Below are 19,858 nucleotides of genomic sequence, written 5' to 3'. Positions count from 1 at the left end.
CTCGCATTCATGAGACGAGACGGTTCGCCTCGCGAAAGCAGAGTCTGCAGGCGCGACGCTCCGATGTCAAGACGGAACGTATCGTCTCGTGCGATGGTATGCTTGGGGCGTGGCCAACCCCAGAACACCCAACCCCGCCCGCCGCAACGAGCGATCCCGGCGGGCCGTCCTCGACGCCGCGCGCGATCTGGTCTCCGAGCTCGGTTACGCCAAGGTGACGATCGAGGCCATCGCCGCCCGGGCGGGAGTCGGCAAGCAGACCATCTACCGCTGGTGGCCGTCCAAGGGGGCGGTGATCTTCGACTCGTTCCTGGCGCTCAGCGAGGGCGGGGAGGGCGTGCGGCTGCCCGACACGGGCGACCTCGAGGCCGACCTCAAGATGGTCATGCGGGCGACCGTCGCCGAGTTCGCGGACCCGGCGTTCGAAGCACCCGTCAGGGCGCTCAACATGGAGATCATCGGCGATCCCACCCTGGCCGCCATGTATGGCGAGAAGTTGGCCGGCCCCGTCGACGAGGCCAAGAAGGAACGGCTCCGCAGCGGCCGGCGAGCGGGCCAGCTGGCCGCGGACGCCGACCTCGACCTGGTGCTGGAAGTGCTGTACGCCCCTCTCTACCAGCGCTGGCTGCTCCGCTCCGGGCCGCTCACCCCGGAGTACGCCGACGCGCTCGTGGAGACCACCCTTCGCGCCTTCCGCCCCGAGTAGCCTGAGCGGCCATGCAGCCACCGACCCACCTGCACGACCTTCTGGTCGCGACTCCGGTCCTTCCGCGGGGCGCGGGCACCTGACTTTGGTCAGGGCCAAGGGGTGCCGAAGGGAGGGTCACACCGGGCCGGCCGGCCTTCTACAGTCCCTGGGGAGCGGGATGACCAGGGGAGGGGCGGATGGCGGGCGGGCGGCGGCGGGCTGCAAGCATGCCTGATGTGCGTGATGTGCTCCCCCAGCCGCGGCAACCCGAGCCGGGGCTCCCTCGGACGGAACCTCCTCGGCCGTGGCGGCCCGCCCTGGCGGTGCGGCTCGTCAGGCGCCTGGTGTCCCGGCAGGTCAGCCGCGTGACGGGCCGGCTCGGAAGGCATCGGGGCGTTGTCCTGTGGCTGCTGCTCGCCGTCCCCGCCCTCGCGGGTGCCCTCGTCCTGGAGGGACGCGAGGCGCTCGTCTCGGCCGCCGGCCTGCCGCTGCTCGGCGTCGCCGTGACCGTTCGCCGGCGGTGGCCGCTCGTGGCGCTGGCCGTGCCCGTCGCGCTCGGGCTGGCGCTCGACGTGGAGCTGCTCGCCGCGCCGTACTGGCCGGCGCTCGCGGTCCTCGCCTTCCTGGCCGGCGGCCGGGTGGCGGCCCGGCCGGCGCTGTGGTTCTTCGCCGCCGTCGGGGCCGCGGGGCTGCCGCTGTGCGCGTTCCTGTCGCCGGACCGGCTGTGGGGCTGGTCATCGCTGCTGATCATCCTGCTGCTTGTCGTGGTGGTGCCGTGGCAGCTCGGCCGGTACCGCCGGCAGTACGCCGCCCTCGCCCGCGCCGGATGGCGGCTGGCCGACCGCATGGAGCGCGAGCAGCGGGCCGTCGCCGCGCAGGCCCGCATGCGCGAGCGGGCCCGCATCGCGGGCGACATGCACGACTCGCTCGGGCACGACCTGACCCTCATGGCCATGCGGGCCGCCGCGCTCCAGCTCGACCCCGCGCTGGACCCCCGGCACCAGGCCGTGGCGGCGGAGCTGCGTGCGGCCGCCGCCGAGGCGACCGAGCGCCTGCGCGACATCGTCGGAGTCCTGCGCACCGACGACGACCGGCCGGGCGACGATCAGCTTCACGCCGGCGAGCACGACGGCGAGCACGCCGGCGAACGGGGCGACGAGCGGGGCGACGAGCACGACGGCGAGCGGGGCGACGAGCAGGGGGACGACGGGAGCGGAGGTGGGCGGTCCGCCGCCGGGAGCCCGCTCGCGCTGGTCCGACGGGCCCGCGCCGCCGGCCTCGCCGTCGACCTGGAACGCCTGGACGACCTCGCCGGCCTGCCCCCCATGACCGCCCTGGCCGCGCACCGCGTCGTCCAGGAGGGCCTGACGAACGCCGCCAAGCACGCCCCCGGCGCGCCCGTGCGCGTCCGGGTGTCCCGCGAGGGCGGCACGCTGCTGGTGGCCGTCGCCAACGGGCCCGCCGACGCCTCCGGTCCCGTGGCGCGCGCCGTGTCGGGCGGTGCCGGGCTGGTGGGCCTGGACGAGCGGGTACGGCTGGCGGGCGGCGCGCTGCGCGCGGGTCTCGTATCGGGAGGAGGGTTCGAGGTCGTGGCCGAGCTGCCCACCGAGGCGAACGCGGCGGCGCGCCCGGCCACCGAGCCCGTCCGCGGCACGTCCGCGACCGAGCTGGCCCGGGCGGAGCGGGAGGTGCGCCGCGGCCTGGCCCAGACCGTGATGGTGCCGCTGGCGGTGCTGGCCGGCATCCTGCTGCTGATGATCCCCGTCTGGCTGCTCAGCTCGTCGTTGTCCGTCCTGCCGCGCGGCACGTACGACGGGCTGACGGTGGGCGCCACGCGCGGTGAGGTGGAGGCACATCTGCCCGCGGTGACCATGGACGGCCCACCCGACGGCGCCCCGCCGCCCCCGGCCGGTGAGAGCTGCGTGTACTACACCGTGCGGGCCTTCGACGACGACGCCTACCGGCTGTGCTTCGCGGGCGACCGGCTCCGTTCCAAGGCCGTGGTCGGCCGGCGGGAGTGAGGGCGGGAGCGAGGGTGGAGACGCGACGGGCGCGCCCCCCGGAGGGGACGCGCCCGATCATGCGGTGAGACGTGAAGGCTTACCAGTCGCCGCCGCCGCCGAAGTCGCCACCTCCAAAGTCGCCGCCGCCGAAGTCACCGAAGCCGCCGCCGCCGCCGAAGTCTCCGCCGCCGCCGCCGAAGTCGCCACCACCGCCGCCGAAGTCGCCCCCGCCGTCGGAGTAGCCGGCGCCGTAGCCGCCGAAGCCGCCGTGGAACATGCTGCCCATCATGGTGCCGATGAACATGCCGGTCATGATGTCGCCGAAGCCGCCGTAGTAGCCGTAGGCGTACGGCTGGTAGGCGGGGCCGGCGTCGTAGTAGGGCCGGCGCTCGCCGTTGACCATGACCTCGCGCATCTGCGGGTCGAAGCCGCGCTCGACGGCCTCGGCGTCGGCCGCGCAGGCGGGCACGTCGCGCACCGCGCCGCCGGCCGGGGCCCAGCGGACGTCGCGCACCGACGGGCCGTGCTGCGGGTTGAAGAAGCAGGGCGCGCGCCGCTCGGGCACGGGCTGGTTGTTGACCCTGGCCTTCACCACGGCCAGCGCGTAGCGGCCGTCCTCCAGCGTCTGGGTGACCTCGCGCACCTGGTCGGCCCGCTGGACCGCGGCGAGCTGCGTCTTGGCCTTCTCGTAGGCGTCGAGCGCCTGCTGCCACTCCTGGATGTTGGCGCCGCCCTGACCGGCCAGGGTGACGTCCGTGTCGAGCCCGGTGATCTCCTCGCCGAACTTGGTGACGTCCTCCTCGACGGTCTGCTTGACCGCGGCCAGGTCCTTGGCGTCCTGGATGGCCTGCTTCTTCTTCTTGTTCTTGGAGTAGAGGAAGTAGCCGCCGCCGCCGACCAGCGCGATCGCGCCGAGGCCGACGAGCACGCCGGAGCCGCCGCCGTCGCCGCCCACCGGGCCGGAGTCGAGTGCGGACCTCTTGCCCGCGGCCATCAGGTTGACCCGGGAGACGAAGTCGTCGATGCCGGCGGCCATGTCGTCCTTGTGGTTGCGCACGGCCAGCTTGGACAGCCGGTCGGTGGCGCCGGACCCGCCGAAGTTGGACATGGCGAACATCGAGGTGCCGTCGAGCACGACCACGGTCACCTGGCCGCCGCCCTTGGCCTGAACGGTGGCCTGGCCGAGCCCGCTGACGTACCCCTTGGGGTCGGTCACGGAGCCGTCGGGCAGCGCGGCGACATAGACGTCGCTCTTGGAGTCCTTCAGCGTCTCGCGGATGGCGGACTGCTGGTCCGACGTCAGCGGCGAGCCGGACTCCACGTAGAGGGGGTCCTTCTTGTCCTTCCAGTAGGACACGACGGACTGCGCGTCAGGCGGCGCCGCCGCCGCGGTTGCCGCGGGGGAGAGTGCGAGAACGACGAGCAGACCGGCGAACAGAGCCGCGATCGCGGCCCCGGTTCGGCGCAGCGAATGGGTCATGGGCAGCAAGCCTCCTTCGCCCTTGAGGACGAACGGGCGATCGGCGAAGTTCCTCACTGGGGCACGTTACTTGTTTCGTACGGACGGGCGCGCCGCGTGACGGCGCCTTCCCAGGACCCTCTACCCGGAGGTCCGCAGGTCAGGCGTCCTTGATCTCGCAGATTGTCGCGCCGGAGGTGACCGCCTGGCCGACTGCGGCGCCGAGGCCGGTGATCGTGCCGGACTTGTGGGCGGCCAGCGGCTGCTCCATCTTCATGGCCTCCAGCACCACGACGGTGTCGCCCTCGGCCACCGTGTCACCGTCGCTCGCGACGACCTTGACGATCGTGCCCTGCATGGGGCTGACCAGGGCGTCGCCGCCCGCCGCCGTCTTCTGCGCGCCGCCGCCGCGCTTGGGACGCCGCCCGGCGGCCGGGGAGGAGGCGGTGGTGGTCGCGCCGAGGCCGGCGGGGAGCACGACCTCCAGGCGCTTGCCGCCGACCTCGACCGTCACGCTCTCGCGGGCGGCGGGCTCGGCGGCGGCCTGCTCGCCGTCGTACGGCGCGATCGTGTTGTCGAACTCGGTCTCGATCCACCGCGTGTGGACGGAGAACGGCTCGGCGGTGAAGGCCGGGTCGGACACGATCGCCCGGTGGAACGGCAGGACGGTCGGCATGCCGCCGATCTCGAACTCGGCCAGGGCACGGCGGCTGCGCTCCAGCGCCTCCCGCCGGGTGCGTCCCGTGATGATCAGCTTGGCGATGAGCGAGTCGAACGTGCCGGGCACGGTCATCCCGGCCTCGTAGCCGGAGTCGAGCCGGACGCCCGGCCCGGACGGGGCGCGCAGCACGGTCAGCGTGCCGGGGGCGGGCAGGAAGCCGCGGCCGGCGTCCTCGGCGTTGATGCGGAACTCGATCGAGTGGCCGCGCAGCACCGGGTCGTCGTAGCCGAGCGGCTCGCCGTCGGCGATGCGGAACATCTCGCGCACCAGGTCGATGCCCGACACCTCCTCGGTGACCGGGTGCTCCACCTGGAGGCGGGTGTTGACCTCCAGGAAGGAGATCGTGCCGTCCTGGCCGACGAGGAACTCGCAGGTGCCCGCGCCGACGTAGCCGGCCTCCCGCAGGATGGCCTTGGAGCTGGAGCGGAGGATCTCCATCTGCTCGTCGCTGAGGAACGGCGCGGGCGCCTCCTCGACGAGCTTCTGGTGCCGGCGCTGGAGGGAGCAGTCGCGGGTGCTGACGACGACCACGCCGCCGTGCCGGTCGGCCAGGCACTGGGTCTCGACGTGGCGGGGCCGGTCGAGGTAGCGCTCGACGAAGCACTCGCCGCGGCCGAAGGCGGCCACGGCCTCGCGCACGGCCGACTCGTACAGCTCGGCGACCTCCTCGATGCGGCGGGCCACCTTGATGCCGCGCCCGCCGCCGCCGTACGCGGCCTTGATGGCGATCGGCAGGCCGTGCTCCTCGGCGAACGCGACGACCTCGCCGGCGCCGGAGACGGGGTCCTTGGTGCCGGCGACCAGCGGGGCGCCGACCTTCTGCGCGATGTGCCTGGCCCGCACCTTGTCGCCGAGCGCGGCGATGGCGGCGGGCGGCGGGCCGATCCAGGTCAGGCCCGCGTCGATCACGGCCTGCGCGAAGTCGGCGTTCTCGGACAGGAAGCCGTATCCGGGGTGGACGGCGTCGGCGCCGGAGCGGCGCGCGACGTCCAGCAGCTTGCCGATGTCGAGGTAGGTCTCGGCGGGGGACCGGCCGCCCAGCGCGTACGCCTCGTCGGCCGTTCTGGCGTGCAGGGAGTCGAGGTCCTGGTCGGCGTAGACGGCCACGCCGGCGATGCCGGCGTCCTTGCAGGCGCGGGCCACGCGCACGGCGATCTCGCCGCGGTTGGCGATGAGAACCTTCTGCACCGACGTTCGTCCTTCCTCGACGGGCACTCAACGGAGTCTAGGTGCCGGCCACCGGCTCCCCCCCAGGTGCCCCGAGCCGCACGGGGAAACCGAATGATCCTCTGGACGACCATAGCCGCTCGGCATAACAGGGGCGATGGGCCCCCGCGGCGCGCCTATGGTGAGTGCGCTATCACGACGATCCAGGAGGTATGCATGGGCCAGAACCTGCTCGGTGGCGACCCCGCGGAAATGCAGTCGATGGCGACGCAGTTCACCCAGCAGTCGGAGGCGGTGCGCACCACGATGACCGCTCTCGACCGCGAGGCGGCGAAGGTCGGCACGGCCTGGACCGGCCAGGGTGCCATCCATTTCCAGGGAGCCTGGCAGAACTACCGGACCGCCTTCCAGCGGATGACCGAGGAGCTGCAGGAGGCCGCCCGGGTCATCAACACCTACCGCGGCAACATCGAGTCCGCGACCCGCTGAACGAAGAGCTTCGCGAAGGCCCCGGCGCGAGCCGGGGCCTTTTCGTTGTGTACGGAAGCATGCGTGAATGGGGCGCCGCCGTGAATCTGCGGTAACGAACCCGATGCCGCTGGATCACGAATTCATCAACGCCGGGCACTGGATCTCGCGGGAGGGTGACGGACCCGGGCACCGCCGGGCCCGTCACCTGGATGTCCGTGAAAGGTCGCCCGCGCGTGGCCTCGCGAAGGGCTTCTCGCCGACGGGAGCGTCGGCGGGCGATTGCCGGACGCCGGACCGAAACTACTGATACAAAAGTGACAGAATTCGGCTAAATATGCCTCACGTCATGCTTTGACCTGAAGGGAAGTAAGATGCACCCTCTGCGGCCGGGGGACCCTGAGCGGTTGGGCGAGTACGCCGTCATCGGGCGGCTCGACGGGAGCCCGCGAGGTACCACCTTCCTCGGCCAGGAGGCCGACGACGCGTCCCTGCGGGTGATCAAGCTGCTGCCCCCCGTGCCGGGGGCGGGACCGGAACAGGCGCAGCGGTTCACCGCCGTCCGGCGTATTTCCTCCGCGTCCGTGGCCAAGGTGCTGGACGCCGGCCTGCACGAGGACCGACCGTACGTCGTCCGGGAGCACATCGAGGGCCGCAGCCTCGCCGAGGCCGTCGCGGCCGACGGCCCGATCACCGGCGACGCCCTGGAGCGCATCGCGGTGGGCGTGCTCACCGCCCTGACCGCCGTCCACCTGGCCGGCATCACGCACCGCGGCCTCACCCCGCACAACGTGATCCTCGGCACGGACGGCCCGGCGGTGACCGACGTCGACCTCGGCGAGGCCGCCGGTGACATCGATTACCGCGCGCCCGAGCAGATCAGGGGCCTGGGGTACGGCCCGTACGCCGACGTGTTCGCCTGGGCGGCCGTCGTCGCCTTCGCGGCCACCGGCCGGCCTCCCTTCGGCCACGAGGAGGAGGCGGTGCTCAACGGCGCGCCGGACCTCGACGGCCTGCCGGAGCCGCTGCGCCGGGTGGTGCTGACGGCGCTGTCCAAGGAAGTGGCGCAGCGCCCGACCACCTACACCGCGCTGCTGCAGCTCCTCGGCGACAAGGGGAGCGAGGACGGCGCCGCCGTGCAGGCGGGCGGCATCGCCCCGGTCGCGCCGGTGCCGCCGCAGGAGCGGACCGAGCTCCTGCCGCCCGCGCAGCTGCCGCTCGAAGGGGTGCCCGTCCAGCAGCCCGGCGCGTGGGGTCCGCCCTCCGCGCATCAGCCGCCGCTGGAGGGCGTGCCCGTCCAGCAGCCGGGCGCCTGGGGTCCGCCGCCCGAGCAGCAGGCCGGACCCTCGTGGGGGCCGCCGCAGGACCAGCAGCAGGTGTGGCGCGTCCCGCAGCAGGGGGAGAGGACGACCGTCCGGCGCAGGCCGTTCCCGGTCGGGCTCGCCGCGGCGGTCGCCGCCGTCGTGCTCGTGTCGGGTGTGGGCCTGTGGGGGGCCAGCCAGTACGCGGACGTGCGCCTTCAGACGGTCGCCGCGGGCTCCGCCACGCCGACCGGCGACAAGAACGTGCTGAGCGGCCTGGGCAAGGCGCTGGGGCCGCAGCAGGAGGTGGGACAGCCCGGGCAGCCGGGGCAGCCCGAGCCGCAGCAGTCGCAGCCGGAGGTGACGGTCCCCTGGGCCGACACGCCGAGTGCCGATCCGACGGGGATCGCGCCCATCGAGCTGACGACGGACTGGCCGTCGGACGGCGCGCCCACGCCGGAGCTGAGCTCGGTGCCGACGCCCGCGCCTGTCGTCACGCAGCCGGTCACGCCGCCGACGGGCCAGCCCACGGTCAGCCAGCCCACGGTCAGCCAGCCCACGGCGAGCGCGGAGCAGACCAGGTCGCGGTCCGCCAGGCCCACTCAGGAGCAGTCGCCGACCAAGGAGCCCGAGCGCAGCAAGGACCCCCAGCCGACGAAGGAGCCCACCAAGGAGCCCACCAAGGAGCCGACGAAGGAGCCGGAGCCGAGCAAGGAGCCCACCAAGGAGCCCGAGCCGAGCAAGGAGCCGACGAAGGAACCGACGAAGGAGCCCACCAAGGAGCCGACGAGGGAGCCCGAGCCGACGCCGACGAGGACGACCCAGGCTCCGAAGCCGACGCCCACGAAGACGACCCAGGCTCCGAAGCCGACGCCGACGAGGACGACCCAGGCTCCGAAGCCGACGCCGACCAAGACCACCGAGGCTCCGAGGACGAACCCCCACAGCCCCACCTCGGTGTGCGGCTCCGGGTATTACGTCCAGCGGTCCAGCTCGTTCGCGGGCGGTACGACGTACCAGCTCTACAACAACAGCAGCGGGCAGAACTGTGTGGTCACGCTCAAGACCACGGACATCGGCAAGAAGACCCCCGTCAGCGCCACCTTGGAGGTGCAGGGCGGCGGCAGCAAGAGCGACAGCGGCAACTTCGACTACTACGCCGGCCCGGTGTATCTCCCGGCCAAGGGCAAGTGCGTGAAGTACTCCGGCAGCGCCGGCGGCGGCAGCACCAGCGCCGGCTGGGCCAACTGCGGCTGAGTCGCCCGTCCGGGCACGCCGGGCGGCGCGGCGGGGGATCGCCCCCGGCCGCGCCGCCCGCGGCGCATGTCGTCGAGTCGTTCGTCCCATTCCCTGGAGTAGGAGTCCTGCAGCTCCTCCAGATCCCGCTTGAACGTGCTCAGCAGCGACTCGTCGGGGGTGGCCACGCCCGCCAGCCGCTCCTGGGTCTGCCGCTCGTGGTCCTCCTGCGCGGCCCGTACGGCCGCCACGACCTCGCGGCCCAGCTCCTCCGGGTCCAGCCGCATGGCCCGGGCGCTGATCCTCACCTCGACCGGCCGGCTGTCGGCGTCCACCCGGGCGGACACCGTCCCCGCCCGGTTCTCCCCCTGTCCCGTCAGCCCGCGCAGATCGCGCATGGCCAGCTCGAGCTCGCGCATCGAGCGCTCGCTCTCCCGCACGAGCCGGTCGAGTTCCTGGAAGCGGGGGTCGCCGAACGGAGGCTGGTTGTGGTCCATGGCATCACGCCATCGACCTACGGTTAACGAGCGGGGACCGGCGGCTGACCGATCCGCCAACTGATCATTAAGTTTGCCGCGAGGCGGTGATCTCGGGCGGCGAAACAGGAAGAATTCGTACATGTGACAGTACAAGCACCCATGGCGCCCGGAACGCAGATCCACGTCACCTCAGAGGCGATCTCCTACATCCGTGGACGGGTCGACAAAGAGCTGAAGGGGCACGTGGAGTTCCTCCGGAGCCTGGCCGGAACGCTCGACGTCGACGGGGCCGGCTTCGGCCTCTGCGGTGAGTGGGTGTTGGGCGACACCTACCGCGGCGTGTGCCGCCAGGCCGACGAGGTGCTGCTGCAGGCCGAGCAGGCGGTCGAGAGCTGGGTGGAGGCGCTGACCGTGTGCGAGCGGAACTGGCAGGCGGCCGAGGACCACAGCATCGTGAAGTCCCGCTGACATGGGACCCTTCGCCGGCTCCGCCTACGGTCCTCTGCCCATTCTGGGCGAGTACAGCCCGTACCCGCGGCCCCCGGTCGAGCCGGTCGGGCCCAGGGTGCTGGAGGCGCTGAAGGCGCTCGGCAAGATCTCCCTCTGGCTGCTGCCCGGCGTCGCCATCGCGAGCACCGCCATCGCCAACGAACCCGGCATGGCGCAGGCGGCGGCCAACTGGAAGAGCGGGATGGCCGCCCGCATGGACGGCGGCGTGAAGCAGCTGCTGTCGCAGCTGGCCAGCGCGCAGAAGAACAGCTGGATAGCCGCCGACAGGGGGGAGTACGAGCGGGTCCTGTGGATGTTCGACACGGAGATGGAGGCGCTCCGCAGTGCCTTCACGCAGATCGGCGGCATGATCGACGAGGTGGCGGCGGGCTACCGGGGCTACTGGCTCAAACTGGCCGCCACGGCTGGAGGCTGCGTCACCGCCCTGCTGACCGCCAAACTCCTCCAGCGGATGCCGCACACGGCGGCCGCCGGCATGCTGTACGAGAAGATCATCGCCACGGCCACCAACGGGGCGGTGGCCGTGTTCACCCTTCTCCTGCGAGGGGGGATGCAGGCGGCGGGCGACATCCTCGGCACCATGATGAAGAAGGACCACCAGTTCGGCTACGTCTTTCCCGGCGCCGGCGCGGCTGTGAACTTCAAGCAGGCCACCATCGACACCAAGCTCTACCCGTCGTACCAGGAACCGACCAGGCCGGGCGAGCTGCCCCCTGGTTACCAGAACTTCGACTGGGTGGCGCCCGGGAAGTAGTCGCAGTCTTGGAGTGCGACCTTCGGTGGCATCGGGCAAATGGTGCAGCTACTCTGAAATGCCATGATCGTACGAGTGGGGTTGGCTGCCCTCTTCCTCCTGGGCAGCGCCGCCGCCCCCGCGGTGGCGGCGCCGCTCCCGCAGGCCAAAGCGGTCGTGCGACAGGACGCAGCCCCTGAGCGATGCACACCGGAGGCCGGAACCGGCAAGATCAGCCAGTCATGGGCCCTCCGGCGACTGGACTTCACCAGGGTGTGGGGGCTGACGAGGGGCGAGGGCGTCACGGTCGCGGTCATCGACAGCGGCGTGGACATACGTCACCGGCAACTGGCCGTCAGCAAGCAGATCGACCTGACCGGCACGGGACACCGTGACTGCGTCGGGCACGGCACGGCCGTCGCCGGGATCATCGCGGCCCGGCCCAGGACCGGCGTCCCGTTCTACGGCATAGCACCCGGCGTCCGGCTCATCTCGATCAAGCAGGCCAACAGCACCACCGGCGACGTGGGGCTCCTGGCCAAGGGCATCGTCAAGGCCGTCGAGCTGGGCGTCGACGTGATCAACATCTCCATGCAGACGTCCGACCAGCCGGACCTGAAGGCGGCGGTGCAGTACGCGCTGTCCCAGGACATCGTCGTGGTGGCGGCCGCGGGCAACGTCAACCCGGGCGAGAAGTCACCGCGCATCTACCCCGCGGCGTACGAGGGAGTGCTGTCGGTCGGTTCGGTCACCGAGGACGGCAGGCGGTCGGACTTCTCCAACGCCCAGGGCAAGGTCTCGGTGCTGGCCCCGGGCCAGAACCTGGTCACCACGTGGACGGGCGGCCTCTACAGGACGGAGCAGGAGGGCACCAGCTTCGCCGCACCGTACGTGGCCGGGGTCGCGGCCCTGGTGCGCGCCCGGCACCCGCGGCTGACCCAGCAGCAGGTGCGCTGGCGCATCGAGCGGACGGCGGACGGCGCTCTCGGCAACGGCACCGGGGCCGGGGTGGTCAACCCATGGCTCGCGGTCACTCAGGTGCTGGTGTCGGAGCAGATCGCGCTGGCTCCGCCCGAGCCCGCGCCGCTGCCGGCGGACGTGGTGACCAAGGCGCCACCGGTCGACCAGCGGGCCATCACGATGGCGAGCTCCGTGGCCGTCGGCGCCCTCGTGCTGGCGGGTCTCACCGTGGCGGGGCGGGTGTTCGGCCCCAGGGGCAGGAGACGCGGATGGCGCGCGGGCTAGCGCCGGCCATGACACCATGATCACGATCTGAGGGAAGGAGCCGCTCGGTGGTGGTGCTCGATGTTCACTACAAAGCCCTGGAGGACTGCGGCAGAGCCGCCTACAGGCTGGCCAAGGACTTCGACCGGGCCTACGGCGAGTTGAAGCCGGCCGCGGAGACCGACGCCGCCAAGCTCTTCGGCAAGCTCGACGGCGCCGGGGCCCTCGTCGGCCAGATCAAGAAGGTCGACGAAGAGACCATCAAGAAGGAGTTCGGCGAGGCCGCCGAGCGGTTGCGGGCGGTGGAGAAGGCGCTGGACAAGGTCGAGCAGAACGTCAAGGAAGCGGACACGCCATGATCGCCAGTTCGGTCATCCGAGAGTTGTCCGGCGGCGCCAGGCTGGCCGACATCATCGACAAGGTGGACGGCGACCCCACGGCCATCCAGAACGTCGCCAACCGCTGGCGCAACGCCGGTGCCACGGCCCTCGACTACGTCGGCGGGGTCGGCAACGCGGTGACGAAGGTCGACAACGCCTGGCAGGGCCCTTCCTCCGAGGCGTTCGTGTCGTACATGGGCAAGTTCCGCCGGGCGGGGGAGGGAGTCGACGACGGGCTCGTCGCGTGCGCGTCCGCCCTGGAGAAGGTGGCCGACGACCTGCGTACGGCCCAGCGCGAGATCGACGCCATCGCGGGCCGCCTCCTGGACGACGCGGGCGCCTACCAGCGGCGGTTCTACAAGCAGAATCCCGACGGCACCCAGGCACAGCTCGACAAGGCCATCGCCAAGCTCGCCAATGACGCCGCCGACGAGGCCGAACCGAAGCTCAAGCCGGTCCACGACGAGATCTCCAGAGCGGCCACGACCATCGGGGCCAGGATCGGCGACGCGAAGATCTACAGCTTCTCCGACTTCAAGGCGCCGACGCCGGAGCAGTTCGCCGCGACCGCGAACGGCTGGCTGCGCACGCCCGGCTACCAGGCGTCGGGCGGCGGCTCCGGCGGCAGCGGCGGCTCCGGCGGAGGCCAGGGCGGCGCCGGCTCGGCGGGCGTGAAGGGCGAGCCGGGCTACGAGTACGGCGGCACCTCCTCGGGAGGCGGCACCCCCGCGCCCAAGGCGCAGGTCGTCGACTGGATCAAGGAGGCGCTGAAGATCATCACGTCGCCCGAGATGGCTGGTGTCCTCGCCCAGCGCGGCATCGACGTCAGCGATCTCGACCCGAACGATCCCACGGACATCCAGCGGATCTGGACCGTCATCCATCACGAGTCGGGGGGCAACCCCAACGCCATCAACAACTGGGACATCAACGCCAAGAACGGCGTGCCGTCACAGGGGCTGATGCAGACGATCCCGCCCACGTTCAACGCCCACAAGCTGCCCGGCCACAACGAGATCCTCAACCCTGTGGACAACATCATCGCCGGGGTGCTCTACACCTACAGCCGCTACGGCAACCTGGCGAACCACCCCGGCATCGAGTCCGTGGAGCACGGCGGTCCCTACCGTCCCTACTGAGCCTCCTCGGTCGTGTGGAAGGCGCTCTGGGTGAGCCGGGTGCCCGTCCGCCTCTCCACGAAGTACCCGCGGCCCGCGGGCAGCGGGTGTGGCCTGATGTTGCCGAACACCTGGCCCTCGTCCTTGTTGCCCGACATGACCAGGGCCGGGCTCGCCATGTCCTTCAGCTTCGTGATGACCGGGTCGAACATGGCCCGGCCCAGCCCGCCCATCTGCCGGGCCAGCACCAGGTGCAGCCCGATGTCGCGGGCCTGCGGAAGCAGCTCGGCCAGCGGCTGCAGCGGGTTGGAGGAGGTGGCCACGAGGTCGTAGTCGTCGACCACGATGTACAGGTCCGACCCCTGCCACCAGTTGCGCGACCTGAGCTGTTCCGGGGTCAGGTCGGCCGGGGGCAGTCGCTTGAGCAGAGCCGCCTTGGCGTCGTTGATCAGCCCCGCGGCGGCCGTGCTCGACGCGGCGTAGCCGATGCGGTGGTCGGTGACGGCCGAGTCCAGCAATGACCTGCGGTAGTCGATCACGATCATCATGGCCTCGTGCGGTGTCTGCCGGGCCACCAGGCCCTCGCAGATGAGGCGCAGCAGGTTGGACTTGCCGCTCTCCGTGTCGCCCACCACCACGAAGTGCGGGTCCACGTCGAAGTCGAGCAGCACCGGCGACAGGGTGTTCTCGTCGATCCCGATGGGAATCCGCTTGCCCGTCTGGTCGGGTCCGGGCAGCTGCGCGGCCGGCAGGATGGCCGGCAGCAGCCGCACGGGCGGAGCCACCGGCCCCGTCCAGGCCTCCCTGACCGCGTCGGCCAGCGCGCGCAGGCCGTCGGCCAGGTCGTCGGCGCTCTGCACGCCGTCGATGCGCGGCAGCGCCGTCAGGAAGTGCATCCCCTCCTTGGTCAGTCCCCGGCCGGGAGCGCCCTCGGGCACGGCGAGCGCGGCCTTCCTGTTGACCTCGGACTCGTAGGCGTCGCCGAGCTTCAGCTCGACCCTGGTGCCGAACAGGTCGCGGATGCTCGCCCGGAACTCCGACCACTTGTTCGTGGCGGCCATCACGTGGATGCCGTAGCCGAGGCCACGGGCCGCCAGATCGGTGATCACCGGCTCCAGCGCCTCGAACTCCTGCCGGATCGTCAGCCAGCCGTCCACGACCAGGAAGACGTCACCCCAGCCGTCGCCATCGATCTGCCCGCTCGCCAGCAGCCGGCGGTAGGAGGCGATCGAGTCGACGCCCAGCTCGGTGAAGGCCCGCTCGCGGTCCTGGAGGATGCCGGCGATCTCGGCCACGGTGCGCCGCACCCGGTCGCCGTCGAGGCGGCTGGCCACGCCTCCCACGTGCGGCAGGCCCTCCAGCGCCGCCAGCGACCCGCCGCCGAAGTCCAGGCAGTAGAACTGCACCTGGCGGGGTGTGTGGAGGAGCGCCATGCTGGTGATCAGAGTGCGCAGCACGGTGCTCTTGCCGCTCTGTGTGCCGCCCGCGACGCCGACGTGCCCGGCCGCTCCGGACAGGTCCACCCAGTAGGGGTCGCGGCGCTGCTCGAACGGCTTGTCGATGATGCCGACGACCGCGCACATCCGGCCGCGGCCCTCCCAGCCGGTGGTGGACAGGCCGTGCTCGGGCGTGACCGACAGCGGGGGCAGCAGGTGACCGACCAGGGGCGGCTCGCCCAGCGGCGGCAGCCAGATGGGGTGCGCGGGCGGTCCCTGGCCCTGCAGCCGGCCGACCACGACGTCGAGGAGGCTCGTCTGAGAGGAGGCCTCCTCGGCCGGGGTCTTCTCCTCGGGGGTCTCCTCCACGGCGGGCAGGGGGACGTACGCCGGGCCGTACTCCACGATGTTGTCGCTCGGACCCCCGCCGCCGCTGCCGGCTGTGAGGTGCTGGGCGGGCGCGTACGGCCCGGACACGTAGGCTGCCTTGAACCTGGTCATACCCGTGGTGTCGAACTTCAGGAACGCGTTGCCCGGCGCGGAGGGCAGCTCGTAGGCGTCCGCCACACCCAGCACCACGCGGCTCTCCATGGCCGAGAAGGTGCGCAGGCCGATCCGGTAGGACAGGTGCGTGTCCAGGCCGCGCAGCCGGCCCTCCTCCAGACGCTGCGAGGCCAGCAGCAGGTGCACCCCGAGCGATCGGCCCAGCCGGCCGATCATCACGAACAGCTCGATGAACTCGGGTTTCGCGGTCAGCAGCTCGCTGAACTCGTCGAGGACGACGAACAGCGTCGGCATCGGGGCCAGATCGACGCCCTGCTCCCGGGCCCGCTCGTAGTCGCGCAGCGAGGCGTAGTTGCCCGCCGCGCGCAGCAGCTCCTGCCTCCTGACCATCTCGCCGTGCAGGGCGTCGTGCATGCGGTCGACCAGGGGAAGCTCGTCGGCCAGGTTGGTGATGACCGCCGAGACGTGCGGGAGCGCATCCAGGCCGAGGAACGTCGCGCCGCCCTTGAAGTCGACGAGGACGAAGTTGAGAATCTCCGAGGAGTGGGTGACGGCCAGCCCGAGGACCAGGGTGCGCAGCAGCTCGCTCTTGCCCGAGCCGGTCGCGCCGATGACCAGGCCGTGCGGTCCCATGCCGCCCTGCGCCGACTCCTTGATGTCCAGCTCGACCACGCGGCCGTCGGCGCCGAGCCCGATGGGCACGCGCAGCCGGTTGCGCCCCGCCCTGGACCGCCAGGTCACGGCCGGGTCGAGCCTGGTCGGGTCGCCGACGCCGAGCAGGTCCGTCAGAGTGGTGTTGACGGCGAGCACGTCTTGGGTCTCGCCGCCCGCCGTGGACAGCCGCAGCGGCGCGAGCTGCCTGGCCAGGCCCTCGGCCCGCGCGTAGTCGAGCACGTCGGGGTCGCCCAGCCGCGTCCGCTGCTCCTTGCCCGCGTGGTCGATCTTGACCATGTGGAAGCCGTCGTGCTGGATGTCGAGCCGCAGCATGATCCGTTCCTCGACGTGCCCCGCGGCATCGGACAGGTCGATCACGGTGAGTCCCTGGATGGCGTCCCCGCCGATCTGCGACTCGTGCGGCACGTGCCCGCCGTCGATGATCACGACGTGGTACGGCAGCGCGTCCGCGGGCGCGCCCGGCTTGAACCGGGCCCGTTCCTTGAGTTCGCCGCCGACCAGCCTGTCGAGGGCCGAGAGGTCGTCCGACAGCAGGCGCACCGGGCCTGCCGCGTCGACCTCCTCCGGATGCAGGGCGTGCGGCAGCCACTTGACCCAGTCCCAGTGGGGCATCGAGTCCTCGCCGGCGCACACCATGATCCGCATGTCGTCCGGCGAGTGGAACACCGCGAGCTGGCAGACCATCGCCCTGACGAGCGACCGCATGGCCGCGAGATCACCGCTCAGCTTGATGCGGGCGAACGAGCCGAGGGCCACCGCGACGGGCAGCCGTGACACCGTCGAGTGGGCCCTGACGAATCTGCGCAACGCTCCTGCCGTCAGCGCGTCCAGGTCCTCGACCGGTTTGGAGTCCGGCGGCACCAGCTGGACGGCCAGCTTCTGCACGCCGGTGCCCAGCCGAGCGGTGCTGAAGTCCTCGTCGCGCGGCCTGCGCTCCCACAGGCGCGGGCCCATCGCCACCCACCACAGCGAGTCGGGGGCGGGCCCACTCCACTCCAGGGCCTCGCGCTGCTGCTTCGCGGCGCTGCGGGCCTTCCTGCGGATCTGCCCCAGATAGCGGAAGAAGTCGCGCCGCTGGTTGTTGAGCCGGTTCTTGCGGTCGCTCGACTGGCGGCCCATCTGACCGAGCGTCATGCCCACCATCGAGAAGGCGAACAGGCCGCTCGCCACGTACATGAGGGGGTTGCCGTTGCCGCCCGCGGTGAACATCAGCCCCATGGCGGCGCCGCCCGCGACCATCGGCAGGTAGGTGAGGACCCCCATGAAGCCCTGGCTCTGCACCTCGGGGATCTCCGGTGGAGACTCCAGCAGCACCTCGCCGCGCGGCGGCTTGGGCGGTGGGCGGCGTTCGGGACGGCGCACGATGACGATTCCCACCGGACGGGCCTCCTGGTGTTCCGCGATGACTTTCTCGCCTGGCACTCGAGAATGAGGTGCGCCCGATATGTTTCCATAAGTGACCACACGGGGTTGTGGGAAAGGGGAGCAGTGAGGCAACAGCCGGGACCGGGCGCGCAGGGGGCGGTGCAGGGCCCCTTCATGCCCAGGCCGACGCACGCGGGGCCGATGCCCCCTGGTCCGGTGCCGCCCGGAGCCGTTCCCCCTGGAGCCGTCCCACCCGGAGGCGTTCCCCCCGGAGCCGTTCCTCCCGGAGGCGTTCCCCCTGGAGCGCTGCCGCCGGGAGGGCTCCCGCCGGGGCAGGGACCGCACGGTCCCGTCCCCCTGCCCCCGCAGGGACCCATGGGCCTGGGCCATCCCCCGTCCGGACCGGCGCGGCAGGGAGCGTTGCCGCAGGTCTCGGCGCCGCTGCCGCCGCTGTGCCATGTCACCGTCGTCGCGCCGCGCAAGCGGGCCGACCTCGCGCTGCCCGCGGACATCCCGCTGCCCAACGTCCTGCCCGGCCTGCTGCGCGCGGTCGGTGAGGTGGACGGCGACGCGGCTTCGGGGCCCGGCTGGGTGCTGCAGCGGCTCGGAGGGCAGCCCTTCGACCTCGGCCAGAGCCTCGGCGCCGTGGGCGTGCTCGACGGTGAGGTGCTGTACCTGCGGCCGCGCGACGCGATCCTGCCGCCCGCGCTGTTCGACGACGTGGCCGACGTGGTCGCCACCGGCGTGAAGGATGGCGGCGGCGAGTGGCTGTCGTCCCACACCCGGCGGTTCGGCCTCGGCGCGGCCTGCACCCTCCTGGCGGCGGGGGCACTGGCCCTGATGCTCTCGCGGGCGCCGTGGCCGCTGACCGTCATCGTGGCGGGGGTTTTCGCGCTGCTGCTCGTCGCGACGGGCACGATCATGTCGCGGGCGATGGGCCAGGCGGGCTCCGGTGCCCCCATGGGCTACGCCGCGCTGCCGTACGCGTTCCTCACCGGCCTGCTGTTCCCGGTCGGCGATGCCGGGTTCGGCGCCGCCGGGGTCCCGAGCCTGCTGGCGGCCTTCGCGTGCACGGCGCTGGTCGCCACGTTCGGCGGCACGCTGATCGCCGACGGCAGCCCGGGCTTCCTCGGGGTGGCCATCGCCGCGGTCGCCGGCGTGGTGATGACCGCCGTCCTGATGTTCTCGGCCCTGCCCGCCGCCGGGGTCGCGGCGATGACCGTCACCGTGCTGCTGGCCTGCACCCCGCTCATCCCGACGCTGGCGTTCCGCCTGGCGGGGGTGCCGCTGCCGAGCATGCCGACGACGGCGGACGAGCTGCGCAGCGACAACCAGCAGCTCGACGCGGTGGGCGTCAGGGAGCGCACCGGCCGGGCCAGGCGCTACGTGACGGGGATGGTGGCGGGCATCACGCTGACGGCGGTGATCGCCCAGATCTTCCTCGTGGTGGACGGCGGGATCCTGGCGAGGATCATGTCGGTGGTGATCTCGCTGACGCTGCTGATGCGCGCCCGGGTCTTCAGCGGTTTCGGCGCCCGGCTGTGGCTCAACATCGCGGGCCTGGCCGGGCTGACCGTGCTGGCGGTCTCGATGAGCCTGGGCACCGGCGGAGTCACCGGGGCGCTCGTGGCCACCGGGTTGCTGTGGCTCGCGCTGATGGCGGCCGGCATCGGCGTCTGGCTGCAGACGAGCAAGCCCTCGCCGTTCTGGGGGAGGGCGGGCGACATCGTGGACCTCATCCTGATCGGCGGCCTGTTCCCGCTGGCGCTGGGGGTTCTCGAGGTGTACGCGTGGGTCCGCGGCCTGTCCGGCTGAGGTGCCCGTTGTCGAAGGAGGGTCAGTGGACGAATACCAGAACTTCCCCGGGATCGACGTCGACAGGCTGCTGAAGATCGCTGAGCAGCAGGTGGCGCAGGCCGAGGAGGCGCAGAAGGCGCTGTCCGCCGTCGTCGGGCGGGCCAGCGACGCGGACAACCTGGTGCACGTCGAGTTCGGCGGCCAAGGACTGCGGGAGCTGGAGCTGCGACCCAAGGCGATGCGGCTGGGCTCCGAGGAGTTGGCCGAGAAGATCAAGGCCACCATCCAGGCGGCCGTCGCCGACCACCAGGCACGCGTCGAGGAGGCGATGGTGGAGGTCTACGGCGAGGAGGACAATCCGATGCGCCTCGTCAAGGACCCGGACGCCGCCCTGGACCGGCTGCGGAGCGCGGAAGCGGCCTATAACCGAACTTTCGACAGCGTTATGGGCGAGTTAACGGCAATCAGCCGTCGTCTGGATCTTTGACCGTAAACCTGCCCTCAATGGGGTCAACGGTGCTAAATTGCCCGGTGAAGCTCTTGTGTCAGAACACCGCGATTGCCCGCCTCTGTTGCGGCTGTGGTGAAGCTAGA

15 protein-coding genes are annotated in these 19,858 nt (G+C 71.8%); 11 read left to right on the top strand and 4 right to left on the bottom strand.

Annotated elements, in window-relative coordinates; genetic code table 11:
- Window positions 1-109 precede the first annotated feature (109 nt).
- Together MTP10_RS07535 and MTP10_RS07530 are read left to right on the top strand one after the other, a co-directional pair.
- Entirely contained in the window at window positions 110-706 is a 597-nt protein-coding gene (locus MTP10_RS07535) for a TetR/AcrR family transcriptional regulator (protein ID WP_310708299.1), read from the top strand.
- A gap of 347 nt (window positions 707-1,053) precedes the next feature.
- Window positions 1,054-2,709, top strand: a complete 1,656-nt coding sequence (locus MTP10_RS07530) for a histidine kinase (protein WP_310708298.1) — start codon at window positions 1,054-1,056, stop codon at window positions 2,707-2,709.
- A gap of 79 nt (window positions 2,710-2,788) precedes the next feature.
- Here MTP10_RS07530 and MTP10_RS07525 read toward each other — a convergent pair whose 3' ends face one another.
- Both MTP10_RS07525 and MTP10_RS07520 read right to left on the bottom strand, forming a co-directional pair.
- Window positions 2,789-4,171 carry a hypothetical protein gene (locus tag MTP10_RS07525; RefSeq protein WP_310708297.1) on the bottom strand — a complete coding sequence of 461 codons (1,383 nt, stop codon included), beginning with the start codon at window positions 4,169-4,171 and terminating at the stop codon, window positions 2,789-2,791.
- Window positions 4,172-4,310: 139 nt separating this feature from the next.
- Window positions 4,311-6,059, bottom strand: coding sequence for a biotin carboxylase N-terminal domain-containing protein (locus MTP10_RS07520; protein WP_310708296.1), 1,749 nt, complete (start codon window positions 6,057-6,059; stop codon window positions 4,311-4,313).
- A 195-nt stretch (window positions 6,060-6,254) separates the two neighbouring features.
- On the opposite strand from MTP10_RS07520, the gene MTP10_RS07515 reads away from it, so the two are divergent.
- Together MTP10_RS07515 and MTP10_RS07510 are read left to right on the top strand one after the other, a co-directional pair.
- Window positions 6,255-6,527, top strand: coding sequence for a WXG100 family type VII secretion target (locus tag MTP10_RS07515; protein WP_310708295.1), 273 nt, complete (start codon window positions 6,255-6,257; stop codon window positions 6,525-6,527).
- Window positions 6,528-6,880: 353 nt separating this feature from the next.
- Window positions 6,881-9,064 (top strand): protein kinase domain-containing protein, encoded by a 2,184-nt coding sequence (locus tag MTP10_RS07510; protein ID WP_310708294.1) that lies wholly within the window; start codon window positions 6,881-6,883, stop codon window positions 9,062-9,064.
- On the opposite strand, the gene MTP10_RS07505 is transcribed toward MTP10_RS07510, so the two are convergent.
- The gene (locus MTP10_RS07505; protein WP_310708293.1) at window positions 8,962-9,540 is read right to left on the bottom strand and encodes a YbaB/EbfC family nucleoid-associated protein; all 579 of its coding nucleotides are present in this window, start codon (window positions 9,538-9,540) and stop codon (window positions 8,962-8,964) included. The genes MTP10_RS07510 and MTP10_RS07505 overlap by 103 nt on opposite strands.
- 141 nt (window positions 9,541-9,681) lie before the next feature.
- On the opposite strand from MTP10_RS07505, the gene MTP10_RS07500 reads away from it, so the two are divergent.
- The 5 genes from MTP10_RS07500 to MTP10_RS07480 all read left to right on the top strand — a co-directional run bounded on the left by MTP10_RS07500 (window position 9,682) and on the right by MTP10_RS07480 (window position 13,508).
- Window positions 9,682-9,990 (top strand): hypothetical protein, encoded by a 309-nt coding sequence (locus MTP10_RS07500; RefSeq protein ID WP_310708292.1) that lies wholly within the window; start codon window positions 9,682-9,684, stop codon window positions 9,988-9,990.
- A gap of 1 nt (window position 9,991) precedes the next feature.
- Window positions 9,992-10,786 (top strand): hypothetical protein, encoded by a 795-nt coding sequence (locus tag MTP10_RS07495; protein WP_310708291.1) that lies wholly within the window; start codon window positions 9,992-9,994, stop codon window positions 10,784-10,786.
- Between the two features lie 63 nt (window positions 10,787-10,849).
- The gene (gene mycP / locus MTP10_RS07490) at window positions 10,850-12,010 is read left to right on the top strand and encodes a type VII secretion-associated serine protease mycosin (RefSeq protein ID WP_310708290.1); all 1,161 of its coding nucleotides are present in this window, start codon (window positions 10,850-10,852) and stop codon (window positions 12,008-12,010) included.
- 47 nt (window positions 12,011-12,057) lie between these two features.
- Complete coding sequence (locus MTP10_RS07485; RefSeq protein ID WP_310708289.1) at window positions 12,058-12,348, top strand: hypothetical protein; 291 nt, start codon at window positions 12,058-12,060, stop codon at window positions 12,346-12,348.
- Window positions 12,345-13,508, top strand: a complete 1,164-nt coding sequence (locus tag MTP10_RS07480) for a transglycosylase SLT domain-containing protein (RefSeq protein ID WP_310708288.1) — start codon at window positions 12,345-12,347, stop codon at window positions 13,506-13,508. Before MTP10_RS07485 ends, MTP10_RS07480 begins: the two co-directional genes overlap by 4 nt.
- Here MTP10_RS07480 and eccCa read toward each other — a convergent pair.
- On the bottom strand, window positions 13,502-17,479 hold the full coding sequence (gene eccCa, locus MTP10_RS07475) for a type VII secretion protein EccCa (protein ID WP_310708287.1): 3,978 nt from the start codon (window positions 17,477-17,479) through the stop codon (window positions 13,502-13,504). The two genes, MTP10_RS07480 and eccCa, sit on opposite strands and share 7 nt — an antisense overlap.
- A gap of 408 nt (window positions 17,480-17,887) precedes the next feature.
- Here eccCa and eccD point away from each other — a divergent pair, with 408 nt between their 5' ends.
- Window positions 17,888-19,282 carry a type VII secretion integral membrane protein EccD gene (eccD, locus tag MTP10_RS07470; RefSeq protein WP_310708286.1) on the top strand — a complete coding sequence of 465 codons (1,395 nt, stop codon included), beginning with the start codon at window positions 17,888-17,890 and terminating at the stop codon, window positions 19,280-19,282.
- A gap of 25 nt (window positions 19,283-19,307) precedes the next feature.
- Window positions 19,308-19,751, top strand: coding sequence for a YbaB/EbfC family nucleoid-associated protein (locus MTP10_RS07465; RefSeq protein WP_310708285.1), 444 nt, complete (start codon window positions 19,308-19,310; stop codon window positions 19,749-19,751).
- The last annotated feature ends 107 nt before the right edge of the window (window positions 19,752-19,858 follow it).

Origin of the sequence: Nonomuraea sp. 3-1Str (assembly GCF_031570565.1) — a bacterium.
GTDB lineage: Bacteria > Actinomycetota > Actinomycetes > Streptosporangiales > Streptosporangiaceae > Nonomuraea.
This window is presented reverse-complemented; position numbering and strand designations above follow the sequence as displayed.

Coding starts and splice junctions, on each gene's coding strand:
- MTP10_RS07480 (WP_310708288.1), top strand. CDS start 12,345: ATGATCGCCAGTTCGGTCATCCGAGAGTTGTCCGGCGGCGCCAGGCTG.
- MTP10_RS07515 (WP_310708295.1), top strand. CDS start 6,255: ATGGGCCAGAACCTGCTCGGTGGCGACCCCGCGGAAATGCAGTCGATG.
- MTP10_RS07525 (WP_310708297.1), bottom strand. CDS start 4,171: ATGACCCATTCGCTGCGCCGAACCGGGGCCGCGATCGCGGCTCTGTTC.
- MTP10_RS07495 (WP_310708291.1), top strand. CDS start 9,992: ATGGGACCCTTCGCCGGCTCCGCCTACGGTCCTCTGCCCATTCTGGGC.
- MTP10_RS07505 (WP_310708293.1), bottom strand. CDS start 9,540: ATGGACCACAACCAGCCTCCGTTCGGCGACCCCCGCTTCCAGGAACTC.
- MTP10_RS07510 (WP_310708294.1), top strand. CDS start 6,881: ATGCACCCTCTGCGGCCGGGGGACCCTGAGCGGTTGGGCGAGTACGCC.
- mycP (WP_310708290.1), top strand. CDS start 10,850: ATGATCGTACGAGTGGGGTTGGCTGCCCTCTTCCTCCTGGGCAGCGCC.
- MTP10_RS07500 (WP_310708292.1), top strand. CDS start 9,682: ATGGCGCCCGGAACGCAGATCCACGTCACCTCAGAGGCGATCTCCTAC.